Origin of the sequence: Streptomyces boncukensis (assembly GCF_011045075.1) — a bacterium.
GTDB classification, from domain to species: Bacteria; Actinomycetota; Actinomycetes; order Streptomycetales; family Streptomycetaceae; genus Streptomyces; species Streptomyces boncukensis.
Genome location: NZ_JAAKZZ010000169.1, coordinates 1 through 13,868, shown reverse-complemented (window position 1 = coordinate 13,868; position 13,868 = coordinate 1). Strand labels below are relative to the sequence as shown.

13 protein-coding genes are annotated in these 13,868 nt (G+C 75.6%); 6 read left to right on the top strand and 7 right to left on the bottom strand.

Features of this window, described 5'->3' with window-relative positions; translation table 11 throughout:
• The 4 genes from G5C65_RS17550 to G5C65_RS17535 form a co-directional block, all read right to left on the bottom strand.
• Positions 1-1,367: L-aspartate oxidase (locus tag G5C65_RS17550; RefSeq protein WP_241265864.1), on the bottom strand; the 1,367-nt coding region annotated here is incomplete at its 3' end.
• A gap of 17 nt (positions 1,368-1,384) precedes the next feature.
• Positions 1,385-2,266: a pantoate--beta-alanine ligase gene (gene panC, locus G5C65_RS17545; protein WP_165299798.1), complete on the bottom strand. Its 882-nt coding sequence runs from the start codon at positions 2,264-2,266 to the stop codon at positions 1,385-1,387.
• The gene (locus G5C65_RS17540) at positions 2,263-3,312 is read right to left on the bottom strand and encodes a DUF2520 domain-containing protein (protein ID WP_165299797.1); all 1,050 of its coding nucleotides are present in this window, start codon (positions 3,310-3,312) and stop codon (positions 2,263-2,265) included. Before G5C65_RS17540 ends, panC begins: the two co-directional genes overlap by 4 nt.
• A 65-nt stretch (positions 3,313-3,377) precedes the next feature.
• Positions 3,378-3,590 carry a hypothetical protein gene (locus tag G5C65_RS17535; RefSeq protein ID WP_165299796.1) on the bottom strand — a complete coding sequence of 71 codons (213 nt, stop codon included), beginning with the start codon at positions 3,588-3,590 and terminating at the stop codon, positions 3,378-3,380.
• Positions 3,591-3,721: 131 nt separating this feature from the next.
• On the opposite strand from G5C65_RS17535, the gene G5C65_RS17530 reads away from it, so the two are divergent.
• On the top strand, positions 3,722-4,828 hold the full coding sequence (locus G5C65_RS17530; RefSeq protein ID WP_165299795.1) for a DUF5937 family protein: 1,107 nt from the start codon (positions 3,722-3,724) through the stop codon (positions 4,826-4,828).
• An 88-nt stretch (positions 4,829-4,916) separates the two neighbouring features.
• Here the strand turns inward: G5C65_RS17530 and G5C65_RS17525 are convergent, their stop codons facing one another.
• Both G5C65_RS17525 and G5C65_RS17520 read right to left on the bottom strand, forming a co-directional pair.
• Entirely contained in the window at positions 4,917-5,600 is a 684-nt protein-coding gene (locus G5C65_RS17525) for a response regulator (RefSeq protein ID WP_165299794.1), read from the bottom strand.
• 64 nt (positions 5,601-5,664) lie between these two features.
• The gene (locus G5C65_RS17520; protein ID WP_165299793.1) at positions 5,665-6,897 is read right to left on the bottom strand and encodes a DUF7134 domain-containing protein; all 1,233 of its coding nucleotides are present in this window, start codon (positions 6,895-6,897) and stop codon (positions 5,665-5,667) included.
• Between the two features lie 188 nt (positions 6,898-7,085).
• Between G5C65_RS17520 and G5C65_RS17515 the strand changes: the two genes are divergently transcribed.
• From G5C65_RS17515 to G5C65_RS17500, 4 genes are all read left to right on the top strand, one after another.
• Positions 7,086-8,102, top strand: coding sequence for an SAM-dependent methyltransferase (locus G5C65_RS17515; RefSeq protein ID WP_165299792.1), 1,017 nt, complete (start codon positions 7,086-7,088; stop codon positions 8,100-8,102).
• A 46-nt stretch (positions 8,103-8,148) separates the two neighbouring features.
• Positions 8,149-9,510, top strand: a complete 1,362-nt coding sequence (locus G5C65_RS17510; protein WP_165299791.1) for a dihydrolipoyl dehydrogenase family protein — start codon at positions 8,149-8,151, stop codon at positions 9,508-9,510.
• 134 nt (positions 9,511-9,644) lie between these two features.
• The gene (locus G5C65_RS17505; RefSeq protein WP_165299790.1) at positions 9,645-10,064 is read left to right on the top strand and encodes an ankyrin repeat domain-containing protein; all 420 of its coding nucleotides are present in this window, start codon (positions 9,645-9,647) and stop codon (positions 10,062-10,064) included.
• Positions 10,065-10,181: 117 nt separating this feature from the next.
• On the top strand, positions 10,182-11,399 hold the full coding sequence (locus G5C65_RS17500) for an aminotransferase-like domain-containing protein (protein WP_165299789.1): 1,218 nt from the start codon (positions 10,182-10,184) through the stop codon (positions 11,397-11,399).
• A 101-nt stretch (positions 11,400-11,500) separates the two neighbouring features.
• Here G5C65_RS17500 and abc-f read toward each other — a convergent pair whose 3' ends face one another.
• Positions 11,501-13,135: a ribosomal protection-like ABC-F family protein gene (gene abc-f, locus G5C65_RS17495; RefSeq protein WP_165299788.1), complete on the bottom strand. Its 1,635-nt coding sequence runs from the start codon at positions 13,133-13,135 to the stop codon at positions 11,501-11,503.
• A 117-nt stretch (positions 13,136-13,252) separates the two neighbouring features.
• On the opposite strand from abc-f, the gene G5C65_RS17490 reads away from it, so the two are divergent.
• A partial coding sequence (locus tag G5C65_RS17490; protein WP_165299787.1) for a TetR/AcrR family transcriptional regulator occupies positions 13,253-13,868 on the top strand: 616 nt, incomplete at its 3' end.

Genomic DNA, 13,868 nt, shown 5'->3' with positions numbered 1-13,868 from the left:
GTGGGGGCGGGCGTGGGGGCGCCGTGCTGCTCGCGGTCCGCGGTGTGCGCGGCGATATGCGCGGCGATGCGCTCCGCGAAGACCAGGCCCTCCAGCAGGCTGTTGGAGGCGAGCCGGTTGGCGCCGTGCACTCCGGTGCAGGCGACCTCGCCGCACGCGTAGAGGCCGGGGACGGTGGTGCGGCCGTGCCGGTCCGTACGGACGCCGCCGCTGGCGTAGTGCGCGGCGGGCGCGACCGGTACGGGCTCGGTGACCGGGTCGATGCCGTGCGCCCGGCAGGCGGCCAGGATGGTGGGGAAGCGGCTCTCCCACATGGCGGCGCCGAAGTGCCGCGCGTCCAGGAACATGTGGTCGGTACCGCGGGCCGCGGCGTGCCGCATGATGCCCTTGGCGACGATGTCGCGGGGCGCCAGCTCGGCGAGCTCGTGCTGCCCGGTCATGAAGCGGACGCCGTCCCCGTCCACCAGGTGCGCGCCCTCGCCGCGCACCGCCTCCGATATCAGCGGCAGCTGTCCCTCCGCGTCCGGGCCCAGATAGAGCACCGTCGGGTGGAACTGCACGAACTCCACGTCGGAGACCTCGGCCCCGGCGCGCAGGGCGAGCGCCACGCCGTCGGCCGTGGAGACGGCCGGGTTGGTCGTCGCGGCGAACACCTGGCCCATGCCGCCGGTGGCCAGCACCACGGCGGGCGCGCGGACGGCGCCGACCCCGTCGTGCTGCCCCTCGCCCATCACATGCAGGGTCACTCCGGCGGTGCGCCCGCCGGCGTCCTTGAGGAGGTCGAGGACGAGCGCGTTCTCGACGGTGCGGACCGACGGTTCGGCCCGGACGGCGGCCACCAGGGCTCGTGAGACCTCCGCACCCGTCGCGTCGCCCCCCGCGTGCGCGATACGGCGCCGGTGGTGGCCGCCCTCGCGGGTCAGCTCGATCTGCCCGGTGGACTCCGAGCGGTCGAAGCGGGCGCCCGCCGCGATGAGCCGCCGTACGGCGTCGGGCCCCTCGGTGACCAGCGTCTGTACGGCGTCCTCGTCGCACAGTCCGGCGCCCGCCGTGAGGGTGTCGTCGCGGTGCTGCTCGGGGGTGTCGCCCTCGCCGAGGGCCGCGGCTATGCCGCCCTGCGCCCAGCGGGTGGAGCCGTCGTCCAGCCGCGCCTTGGTGACGACGACCGTACGGGCGCCCGTCGCGGCGCAGCGCAGTGCGGCGGTCAGTCCCGCGACGCCGGAGCCCACCACGACCACGTCGGCCTCGACCGTCCAGCCGGGAGGCGGAGCCGCCAGCGCCGGAGCACCGTGCGCGCCGTGCTCGCCTTTTGCGCTGGGCCCGCCGTGCTCGCTGTACGGGGTCTCGCCGTACGACATAGGGGACATAGGGAGGTGCCCTCCGTTCAGGCCGCTGCGGGGGACGCGCCGAACCGCAGCCGCGCGTTGTCGATGAGGCGCGTGGTGCCGACCCGCGCGGCCAGCGCCAGCACGGCCTCACCGGTGAAGTGGTCGTCCACACCCAGGAAGCTCCGCGGGTCGACCAGCGCCGCGTAGTCCACCGCCAGTCCGCTGTCCGCCGCGCCGTCCAGCACCGTCCGCGCGGCGTGCAGCACGGCGGACGGTCCCGCTCCCCGCCCGGCGGCCTCCCGGCCGGCCGCCAGGGCGCGGGAGAGCGCCAGCGCGGTGCTCCGCTCGCTGCCGGACAGGTAGCGGTTGCGGCTGGACAGCGCCAGCCCGTCGGCCTCCCGTACGGTCGGCACGCCGACGATCTCGACGGGGAAGTTCAGGTCCCGCACCATGCGGCGCACCAGGGCGAGCTGCTGTGCGTCCTTCTCGCCGAAGAACGCCGCGCCGGGCGCGGTGAGGTGGAGCAGCTTGGCGACGACGGTCAGCACGCCGTCGAAGTGGCCGGGGCGGTGCTCGCCCTCCAGCACCCGGCCCATCGGCCCGGCGGAGAGCCGCACCTGCGGCTCGCCCGAGGGGTAGACCTCCTCGGTGGACGGCGCGAAGACGACGTCGGCGCCCTCCCTGCCCGCGATCAGGAGGTCGGCCTCCAGGGTGCGGGGGTAGCGGTCCAGGTCCTCCCCCGCGCCGAACTGGAGGGGATTGACGAAGACGGTGAGCACCACCTGGCCCGCCGGGCCGACGTGGTCGCGGGCCGCCCGGAGCAGCGCGGCGTGGCCGTCGTGCAGGGCGCCCATCGTCATCACGACGGCGCGGCGCTCGTCCGTGGTCAGGGCGTGCAGTTCGGCGGCGGTCGCGACGACCGCCGGTACGGCGCTCACACGCCGTCCCCCTCGCCGTCCCGGGACCCGCCCTCCGGCCCGCCCGGACCGCCCGGACCGTCAGGACCGCCCGGACCGTCAGGGCCGTCCGGGCCGCCGCGGGGCTCCTCCCCGCCGTTCGCCAGGACGTCCAGCAGATCGGCGGCCTGCTCCGGCTTCAGCAGCCCGTGGGTCAGCGCCCGGTCCGCGGTCGCGCGGGCCATGGCGAGATATCCCGCGACGGTCTGCGGCGCGTGCCGGCGCAGCTCGCCGACGTGGGCGGCGACCGTGCCCCCGTCGCCCCGCGCGACGGGGCCGGTGAGCGCGGCGTCCCCGGACCGCAGCGCGTTGTCGAGCGCGGCGCCGAGCAGCGGGCCGAGCATCCGGTCGGGCGCCTGCACGCCCGCGGTGCGCAGCAGCTCCATGGACTGCGCGACCAGGGTGACGAGGTGGTTGGCGCCGATGGCGAGGGCCGCGTGGTACAGCGGGCGGGCGGCCTCCTCGATCCACTCCGGCTCCCCGCCCATCTCGATGACCAGCGCCTCGGCGGCCAGCCGCAGCTCCTCCGGCGCGGTCACCCCGAACGGGCAGCCGGCCAGCCGCTGTACGTCGACGGGGGTTCCCGTGAACGTCATCGCCGGGTGCAGCGCCAGCGGCAGCGCGCCGGCCCGCAGCGCGGGCCGCAGCACGGAGGTGCCGTACCGCCCCGAGGTGTGGACGAGCAGCTGGCCCTGGCGCACGGCGCCGGTCCCGGCCAGCCCGGCCACCAGGTCCCCGAGTGCGTCGTCGGGGACGGTGAGCAGGACGAGGTCGGCGCGCGCGAGCACCTCGGCGGGGTCGACCATCGGCACCCCGGGCAGCAGTTCGCTCGCGCGCCGCCGGGAGGCGTCCGAGACGCCCGAGGCGGCCACCGGGTGGTGCCCGGCGAGCCGCAGCGCGGCGGCGAGGGCCGGGCCCACGCGGCCCGCGCCCACGACGCCGACGGACAGCCGGGCCGGGCGGTCCCCGGCCCGCGCCGGGGCCGCCGGATCGGCGGGATCTGGGGAGTGCGGGGAGTGTGGATTCACGGAGCGGCCTTCCGTATGCGTTCCGGTCCGCTCGTGTCGCCGGTACCGGACGTGTCCCGGCCATGCTAAGCCCTGCCGGTCGAGCGGCGGAGGCTGCGGGGTGCGGCGCTGGAGGCCGTGCGGGCGCGGTCGGCCCGCCACTGGCGGCGGGCCTCCCTGCGCGCGACCCACCAGGCGCGCAGCAGCTTCGCCTCGTGGGTGCCGGGGGCGGGCGGTTCGGGCAGGCCCTGTGCCCGCATGCGGTGGACGTCGAGTGCGTACTGCGTTGTCAAGGTCATGCAGCGACGATGCGTCCCTTTTCCACCGCTTGGCACGCCAATTGACGCGGGTGGTCAATCGACCGCCCGTCGATTGACGGGCCCCGTTAATCGACGTGGTCGCTGTCGGACCCAGCGGCGAGGATGTGCGTATGAGTGTGACCATCGAGATCGCCGGGCTGCCCCCCGAGCGGATCGTCTTCAGCCCGTCCCCGCTGGCCGAGCTGGGCGGCGCGCTGCACGCTCTGGCCGAGCCCGGCCACCACCCCGCGCTGCACGCCTGGACGACCGCGACCAACGCCGCGCTCAAGCCGGACCTCGCCGACCGGCTGTGCGAGGCGGAGTTCCTGTGGCGCTCCACCCGCGCCGACATCCTGCTGCCCGCCGATCCGAAGCCCACGCTCCGGGAGGAGCTGGACGACCTGGACCGGCTGAGCGACGAGCGGTTCGTGGAATCCGCGCTGGAGATCTCCTGCAGCGAGGACGCGTACACCAACGGGCCGTCGCCGCTGGTCGACCAGCGGGCCAAGCAGGCAGCGCTGGACCGCGCGACCGTGCGCGGCCCGCGGCAGGCCGACTTCGCCGCGCGGCTGCTGGAGGACCCGCGCACCGTGCGCGCCTGGATCCGGCGCCTGCTGGAGGACTGCGAGACGGCGTTCTTCGGCGACCTGTGGCAGCGCATCCGCACCCAGCTGGCGGCCGACGCGCGGCACAAGACGGAGCTGTTCCGGCGCCGGGGCCTCGCCGCCGCGCTGGAGGCGGTCTCGCCCGCCATCGCGCTGGACGAGGAGGGGCCCGCGCCCCGGATCGTCGTCGACAAGCTCTCCGAGGGCCGCACCTGGGCCGCGGACCCCGCGCTGCCCGGCGGGCCCGGCCTCACGTTCCTGCCCACGCTGATCGGGCAGCCGCATCTGTTCGCGCTGTACGCGCACGGCTGGCAGCCCGTCGTGCTGTACCCGGTGGCCACCCCCGAGCTGCCCCAGCCCATCGCGCTGGACCTGATGCAGCGGCGCCTGGAGGCTCTCTCGCACCCGCGGCGGATGCGGATGTGCCTGAGCCTGTCCCGGGCGCCGTACACCACCGGGGAGCTGGCCGACATCACCGGGATGAGCGCGCCGGAGGTCTCCCGGCATCTGAAGGTGATGAAGAACGCCGGGCTGCTGATCACCCGGCGGCGCGGCCGGTATGTGCACTACCGGCTGGATCTGAGCGTCGTCGCCCGGATGGGCAGCGACTACGTCGGCGCGGTACTGCGGTGAGACCGCCGGGGCGTACCCGGCGTCCGGGCTGCTGTGCCCCGGAGGGCCCTGGGGGCAGCCCCGGCCCGGCGAGCTCCGCAGCACGCCGCTACGCGCTGCCGCCCGCGCGGACCAGCCCCGTCTCATACGCGAGCACGACCGCCTGGACGCGGTCGCGCAGCTCCAGCTTGGCGAGGATGCGGCCCACATGCGTCTTGACGGTGGCCTCCGACAGCACGAGCCGGGCCGCGATCTCCCCGTTGGACAGCCCCTGCGCGATCAGGGTGAGGACCTCGCGCTCGCGCTCGGTCAGCCGCTCCAGCTCCTTGGCGACCGGCTCGCTCGCCGTGGCGGGCAGCACGGAGGAGAAGCGGTCGATGAGCCGCCGGGTGGTGCTGGGCGCCACCACGGCGTCCCCGCTGTAGACGGAGCGGATGGCGACCAGCAGGTCGGCCGGCGGCACGTCCTTCAGCATGAAGCCGCTGGCGCCCGCCTTGAGCGCGGAGAACGCGTACTCGTCAAGGTCGAACGTCGTCAGGATGAGCACCTTCGGGGAGCCGGGTCCCCCCTCGCCGCCCTCGCAGATCCGGCGGGTGGCCTCGACGCCGTCCACGTTCGGCATGCGCACGTCCATCAGCACCACGTCAACGGGGGTCGTGCGCAGGATGGAGAGCGCCTCCGCGCCGTCCGACGCCTCGGCCGCCACTTCCATGTCCTGCTGCGCGGCGAGCACCATGCGGAATCCTGTGCGCAGCAGCGCCTGGTCGTCGACGAGCATCACGCGGATCGTCATGCGGGGGTCCCTTTCTGGTTCGTCCTGATCGGCGGAAGGTCGTCGGAGGCTGTCGGTGCCGCGCTCACTGCGCGCCCTTGAGCGGAAGGTGCGCGCAGATCCGGAAGCCGCCGCCGGGGCGCGGCCCCGTCTCCAGACTGCCGCCCACCATGCCGACGCGTTCCCGCATGCCGATCAGACCATGGCCGAGACCGTCGCTGCCCCCCTCCTCGTACAGCTCGCGCTGCGCACCGCGCCCGTCGTCCTGGGCGAGCACGGTCAGCTCGTCCTCGCCGTAGCGCAGCAGCACGCTGGCCCCGACGTCGGGCCCGCCGTGCTTGACGGTGTTCGTCAGCGCCTCCTGCGCGATGCGGTACGCGGTCAGCTCGACGCTGCTGGGCAGCGGTCTGGGCGTGCCGTCGATCCGGAAGTCGACGGTCAGCCCGGTGCCGCGCACCTGCTCTATGAGGTCGGCCACCTGCTCCACGCCGGGCTGCGGCACATACTCCCCCGCGCCCTCCCGCGCGCCGCCGTCCCCGGTGCGCAGGATGCCCAGCAGGCGGCGCATCTCGGACAGCGCCTGGCGGCCGGTGCCCGAGATGGTCTCCAGCGCCGTGCGCGTCTGGTCGGGAGCCGTGTCCAGCACATAGGCGGCGCCGTCGGCCTGGACGACCATGACGGAGACGTTGTGCGCGACCACGTCGTGCAGCTCGCGGGCTATCCGGGCGCGCTCGGCCGCGACGGCGACCTTGGCGCGTGCCTCGCGCTCCTTCTCCAGCCGTGTCGCGCGCTCCTCCAGCTGGGCGTAGTAGGCGCGCCGGGTGCGCAGCGAGTCGCCGAGCACCCAGGCGAGGAGGAACAGCAGGGTCAGGAAGAACGTGCCGAAGATCTTCCCCGTGAGGTCCGTCCCGCCCTCCGGCCAGCGCAGCTGGCTGATCGTGGGGGCGAGGAGCGCGCCGGTCAGCCCGTAGCGGGAGGCCCAGCGGACGGGGCGCGAGGCCACGGTGAAGACGATCAGCAGGAAGGCGAAGTCCGCGGGGAACGGGCTGACGTCCAGGGCGAGCTGCGCGAGACCGCACCCGGTGGCCAGCAGCAGCATCCGCTCGGGCGCGCGGCGGCGCAGCGCCACGACGAGGGCCAGCCCCAGCGAGATCGGTATGGCGGCGAACCGCTCCCAGTCGCCCGCCGGAAGCTCGGCGTCCGGCGGCGCGCTGGTGCTCGCCACGATCCAGCCCGCCGACATCAGCAGCAGGAACGCAGCCCAGAAGCTGTCCACCCACGTGGGGTGCCTGCGGAGGAAGTCGTAGAGCCGGTTCACGTAACCCAGCGTATGCAGGTCAGGTACGTGCAGGGGTCAACCGGACGGCCGATCCGACAGCCGCGGCCTACTCCGCAAGGTGGAGGAGCGGGATCCGTGCGCCGGGTGAACGGGTGGAGCGGATGATGGCGGCGTGACCATGACGACGGCAGACCCAGCACACGGAGCGGACCGGGAGGCATGAGCCGATGACGAGCGAATCCGGCGGTGCCCCCGTGCGCTGGCGCACCGCCGCCGAACAGGCGCTCTACGGCCCGGACGGCTTCTATACGCGCGAGGCCCCCGGCAGCCATTTCCGCACGTCCGTGCACGCCTCGGCGCTCTTCGCGCAGGCGGTCGCCCGCCTCCTGCTGCGGGTGGACACGGCACTGGGGCACCCGGCGCCGCTCGATCTGGTCGACGTGGGCGGAGGCCGCGGAGAGCTGGCCCACGGGGTGCTGGAGGCCCTGTCCGGGACGGAGGCGGAGCGCCGGGTGCGGGTGCGGGTGATCGAGCGCGGCCCGCGGCCCGAGCGCGCCGACCCGCGCGTCGGGTGGGAGGACGAACTGCCCGGACCCGGCTCGGTGGCGGGCCTGGTCTTCGCCAACGAGTGGCTGGACAACGTGCCCCTGGACATCGCCGGGACGGACGGCGCGGGAGTCCCCCGCTACGTGCTGACCGACCGCGCGGGCCGCGAGCGGCTCGGCCCCCCGCTGGAGGCCGAGGACGCCGCCTGGCTGGCCCGCTGGTGGCCGCTGGCGGGCGCCGGGCCGGGGGCGCGCGCCGAGGTCGGGCGGCCGCGCGACGAGGCGTGGACGGCCGCTGTGCGGGCGCTGGGGGGCGGTCTGGCCGTCGCCGCCGACTACGCGCACAGCCGGGATGCGCGGCCCCCCTTCGGGACGCTCACGGGCTTCCGCGAGGGCCGCGAGGTGCCCGCCGTGCCGGACGGCCGGGGCGACCTGACGGCGCACGTGGCGCTGGACGCCTGCGCGGACGCCTGCGGCCCGCTCTGCGCCCAGGTGCGGATGCGGACGCAGCGGGAGGTGCTCCGGGACCTGGAGGTGACCGGGACACGTCCGCCGCTGGCGCTGGCGCATACGGATCCGGCGGAGTACGTGCGCCGGCTGGGCGCCGCGGGCGAGGCCGCGGAACTGCTGGATCCGGGCGGCCTGGGAGCGTTCGGCTGGCTGCTGTGCGGGGTCGGGATGCCGGTCCCGCTGGACTGAGGGCACTCCGTCAGCGGGATGTGCGGATACCCCCTACCGTGGCCTCATGAGCCGAACCTGTGACGTCGTCGTCCTCGGGATGGGACCGGCCGGTGAAGAGGTCGCCGGGCGGCTCGCGGAGACCGGGCTCTCCGTGGTCGGCGTGGAAGCCGAACTGCTGGGCGGCGAGTGCCCGTACTGGGCGTGCGTACCCAGCAAGATGATCCTCCGGGCCGGGAATCTGCTCGCCGAGGCCCGCCGCGTCCCCGGCATGGCCGGGCAGAGCAGCGTCGTCCCCGACTGGTCGCCCGTCGCGGCGCGCATCCGGGACGAGGCGACGACCGACTGGGACGACGAGATCGCCGTCCGGCGCTTCACCGACAAGGGCGGCCAGTTCGTCCGCGGACACGGCCGGCTCACCGGCCCCCGGGAGGTGGAGGTCGCGGGCCTGACGTACCACGCGCGGCGCGGCGTCGTCGTGGCGACGGGCAGCGCCCCGTGGATCCCGCCCGTGGAGGGCCTGTCCGACGTGCCGTACTGGACGAACCGCGACGCCGTCTCAGCGCGGGAGGCGCCCGGCTCGCTGCTGGTGCTGGGCGGCGGCGCGGTCGGCGTCGAGCTCGCCCAGGGGTTCGCCAGGTTCGGCACCCGGGTCACCGTCGTCGAGTCCGCGGAGCGGCTGCTGCCGCCCGAGGAGCCGGAGAGCGGCGAGCTGCTCGCGCGGGTGCTGGAGGGCGAGGGGCTGAGCGTGCGGACGGGCGCGCGGGCCGCGTCCGTCCGGCACGACGGCCACGGTTTCGCCCTCGTGCTGGAGGGCGGCGAGGAGCTGAGTGCCGAGCGGCTGCTGGTGGCCACCGGGCGGCGGCCCCGGCTGGACGGCCTGGGCCTGGAGACCGCCGGGCTCGACTCCGGCGCGCGGGCCCTGCGGGTGGACGCGCACATGCGGACCGAGATGCCGGGCGTGTGGGCCGTCGGGGATGTCACGGACGAGGGCGCGTTCACCCATATGGCGATGTACCAGGCGGACATCGCCGTGCGCTCCCTGCTCGGCGCGGAGGGACCCGGCGCCGACTACCGCGCCGTGCCGCGCGTCACCTTCACCGACCCGGAGATCGGCTCCGTGGGGATGACCGAGCGGGCGGCGCGCGAGGAGGGCCTGAGCGTCCGCACCGGACACGCCGCCGTACCGTCCAGCGCGCGCGGCTGGATCCACAAGGCGGGCAACGAGGGGCTGGTCAAGCTGGTCGCGGACGCCGACCGGGGCGTGCTGGTCGGCGCGACGTCCGCCGGCCCGGCGGGCGGCGAGGTGCTGTACGGGCTGACCGTCGCCGTACGGGCCGAGGTGCCCGTGGCGCGGCTGCGCGACACGATCCCCGCGTACCCCACGTTCCACCGGGCCGTGCACGACGCGCTCACGGACCTGGGCTAGGCCGTGCCCTGCGGACCATGCTGGGCACAAGCTGCCCCTTGCGGAGGCGTCGCAGGGCGCGGGTGCAATGTGGCCGGGGCGCAGCCCCGGCAGAGGGCAACCATGATCTGCCGCACACGGGACAGGAGGACCGCATGTCCAACGCACCCGCTCCCCGGAGCGAGGAGCCCGCGCACGACCCCGAGGTGCTGGAGCTGGCCCAGAAGGTCTTCGACCTCGCGCGGCACGGCGACACCGACACGCTCGCCGCGTACGTCGACGCCGGGGTCCCGGTGAACCTCAGCAACGACAAGGGCGACACCCTGCTGATGCTGGCCGCCTACCACGGGCACCCGGCGTCGGTGCGGGCCCTGCTCTCCCGCGGCGCCGACCCGAACCGGCTGAACGACCGGGGGCAGTCCCCGCTGGCCGGTGCGGTGTTCAAGGCGGAGCAGGAGGTCGTACGGCTGCTCTTCGAGAGCGGCGCCGACCCGCGCGCGGGGCAGCCCTCGGCCGTCGACACTGCCCGCGTGTTCGAGAACCGGGAGCTGCTGGAGATGTTCGGCGACTCCTGAACCGGCGCAGGGCGCAGGGCGGCAGGGGCCGGGGGCCGGGCGCCTGGAACATCCGCGTACGGCCCTGACCAGGGGTCCGGTAGCCTCCGAGGTCGGAAGAGACCAAGGAGCCGCCGTATGAGCCCCAGCAGCACGAGACCCCGGAGCGCCGCCGCCCCGCCCGCGCTCTCCTCCCGCGCCGCCGCCGTCGGAGGGTCGGCCGTACGGGAGATCCTGGCGACGACGGCCAGGCCCGAGATCATCTCGTTCGCCGGCGGGCTGCCCGCGCCCGAGCTGTTCGACGTGGCGGGGCTCGCCCGCGCCTACGAGGCGGTGCTGGCCGAGGCGGGCAGCGCCGCGCTGCAGTACAGCACGACGGAGGGCGACCCGGGGCTGCGCGCCGCGACAGCGGACCGGCTGGCCGCGCGCGGGCTGCCGACCGAGCCGGAGTCGCTGCTGGTCACCTCCGGCTCGCAGCAGGCGCTGACGCTGCTCGCCACCGCGCTTGTGGAGCCGGGTGACACGGTGCTGGTCGAGGACCCCTGCTATCTGGCCGTCCTCCAGGTGTTCGGCTTCGCGGGCGCCCGGCTGCTGCCCGTGCCGTGCGACGAGTACGGGCCCGATCTGGAGGCCCTCGACGACCTCATCACCAGCGCCCGCCCCAAGCTGCTCTACACGGTGCCCACCTTCCAGAACCCCACGGGCCGCACCATGCCCGCCAGGCGGCGCGAGGGCGTCGCCGGGCTCGCGGCGCGCCGCGGCCTGTGGCTGGTGGAGGACGACCCGTACGGCGAACTCCGCTTCGAAGGCGAGGAGGTGCCCCGGCTCACCGCGTACGCGGCCGAGGCGGGCGCCGCCGACCGCGCCGTCCTGCTCGGCAGCTTCTCCAAGGTGATGGCGCCCGGAATGCGCCTGGGCTGGCTGCGCGCCCCCGAGGAGCTGCTGCGGGCCTGCGCGGTCGTCAAGCAGTCCGCCGATCTGCACACGCCGACCGTCAACCAGATGGCCGCCGCGCGCTATCTGTCCGACTGCGATCTGGACGCGCACATCGGCCGGATCCGCGAGGTCTACCGGGAGCGGCGGGACGCGCTGCTCGCCGGGCTGCCGCAGGCCCTGCCGGACGGCTCCGGCTGGAACCGCCCGGAGGGCGGCATGTTCGTGTGGGCCCGGCTGCCGGACGGGCACGACGCGGCGGCGCTGCTGCCGGAGGCCGTCGCGCACGAGGTGGCCTTCGTGCCGGGCGCGCCCTTCCACGTCGGCACGCCGGACCCGGCCACGATGCGGCTCTCGTTCGTGACCCACACGCCCGACGAGATAGCCGAGGGCCTCCGCCGCCTCGCCAAGACCTTCGCCTGACCCCGTGCCGGCGCCAGCTGTTCGCCGCGAACCCTTGCGCCCCGCAAGGGGCAGCCCCCGCGCAGCCCCGATACCGGGTGCGGCTGGTGCCGTGACCGGCACTAGGCGAGGGCCAGCTCCCTCCCCGGCCACCCCGCACGCAGCCGCCGGTCGTGGCTGACGACCACCAGCGCGCCCCGGTACGCCGCCAGCGCGGCCTCCAGATCCTCCGCCAGCGCGGGCGAGAGGTGGTTGGTCGGCTCGTCCAGCAGCAGCACATCCGCCGGCTCGGTCACCAGCCGCGCCAGCGCGAGCCGCTGCCGCTGCCCGGTGGACAGCCCGGTGACCGGGACGGCGAACTGGCCCGCCGTGAACAGGCCCAGCCGGAGCAGCCGTTCGGCGTGCTCCTCGGGGGTGCCCGCGCGCCCGCGCGCGAACGCGGCCAGCAGCGTCTCGCCGGGGCGGCCCGGCTCCGGCTCCTGCGGCAGGTAGCCGGTGCGCCCCCTGGCGACCAGGTGTCCGCCGGGCGGCAGTTCACCGGCGAGCACCCGCAGCAGGGTGCTCTTGCCCGCGCCGTTCGGGCCGGTGATCAGCAGCCTCGCGCCGGGCTCAACGGAGAGGGAGGTCGGCGCGAGCCGCCCGTCCACCGCGACGCCGTCCGCCTCCAGCACCGGTCCCGCTCCCCCGCCCGTACCCGCGCCCGTGACGGCCGGCGACGGGGTGAACCGCAGCGGTTCGGGCGGCGGGGGCACCGGGTCGGCCAGCATCCGGCTGAGCCGCTCCTCCGCGTTGCGCACCCGGCTGGCGAGCGACTGCTGGACCCGGCCGCCCGCCCGGTCGTACGCCATCTTGTTGCCGTCCTTCATCGCCCTGCCGGGGGCGACGCGGCGCGCGGTGGTCGCGGCCTGCTCGCGCAGCCGCGCGACCTCGGAGCGCCAGCGCTCGTGCTCCTGCTCCCAGCGCTGCCGGAAGGCCGCCTTCTCGGCGAGGTAGCCGGCGTAGCCGTTGCCGTAGCGGACGAGGCGACGGCGGTCGGCGTCCACCTCCAGCAGGCTGGTGGCGACGCGCTCCAGGAAGGCGCGGTCGTGCGAGACGACCACCGTCGTGCCGCGCCGGGCCCGCAGATGCTCCTCCAGCCAGGTCAGCGCGGCGGCGTCCAGATGGTTGGTCGGCTCGTCCAGGAACAGCACCTCGGGCGCGGCGGCCAGGACGGACGCGAGGCGCAGCCGCATCAGCTCCCCGCCGGAGAGGCCGTCCACCGTGCGGCCGCGGGGCAGCGGTCCGATGCCGAGGCCGTGCAGCGCGCGCTCGACGCGGGCCTGGGCCTCGTATCCCCCGCGCTGCTCGAAGACGGTGAGCAGCTCGCCGTACTCGCGCAGTGCGGCCTCGTGCCGCTCGCCGTCCCCCTCGCCCATGGCGGCCTCCAGGCGGCGCAGCCGGCCCTCCATGGCGTGCAGTTCGGCCAGGGCGCGGTCGATGACGTCCTGGACGGTGAGACGGGGCGGCAGCTGCTCGTCCTGGGCGAGCCAGCCGGCGCCGCCCTCGGCATGCACGACGACCTCGCCCCGGTCGGGGCGCTCCTGCCCGGCGAGGAGGCGCAGCAGGGTGGACTTTCCCGAGCCGTTCTCGCCGACGATCCCGGTGCGCTCGCCCGCGGCGAGCGAGACGGTGACGTCGTCCAGGACGGTCAGCTCACCGTAGGACTTGGTGACGGCGCGGGCGGTGATCTGCGTGGGCGCTGCGGTGGGGGTGGGCATACGGGGTCTCCGGAGCGTTCGGGGCGTGAGCCGGGTGGGCGGTGCGAGCCGGGTGAACGCTGCGGAAGAGCACGGGCTACCTCACTAGTGCGACAACAGTTGCGTTAGAATCCTGCCATGGACCCAGCGGCATCGGCAAGCGGCCCGGCCCGCCGCCCCGGAGGGCGCACGGCACGCGTCCGGGCGCAGGTGCTCTCGGCTGTCGGAGAACAGCTCGTGGAGCACGGCTACGACGCGCTCACGGTGGACGCCGTGGCCACCCGCGCGGGCGTGCACCGCACGACCGTCTACCGCCGCTGGCGGGACGTCGGAGGGCTCCTCGCCGACGTGCTGGACGCGGGTGCCGACGACGCCTGGGAGCCGCCGGACACCGGCACCCTGGAGGGCGATCTGCGGGCCCTGAACGGCGAGGTGTACGCCGCGCTGACGGCACGGCCCTCCGTGACGGCGGCGCTGATCGCCGCCTCGTTCCGCTCGGCGGAGGCCGCCGCCGCGCTGCGGCGCTTCTGGGAGGACCGGTACGCGCGCTGCGCGGCGGTCGTGGAGCGCGCGGCGGGACGCGGGGAGGTGCCGGAGGGGACGGCAGCGCGCCCCGTCCTGGTCGCGGCGACCGCCCCGCTCTTCCACGAGCTGCTGCTGCTCGGCGGCGCGGAGGACCCCGGCCTCCCGGACCGCGCGGCCCGGGACGCGGCGCGCGCCTGCACGCCCCCGTCCCCGCCCCCGTCCCCGTCCC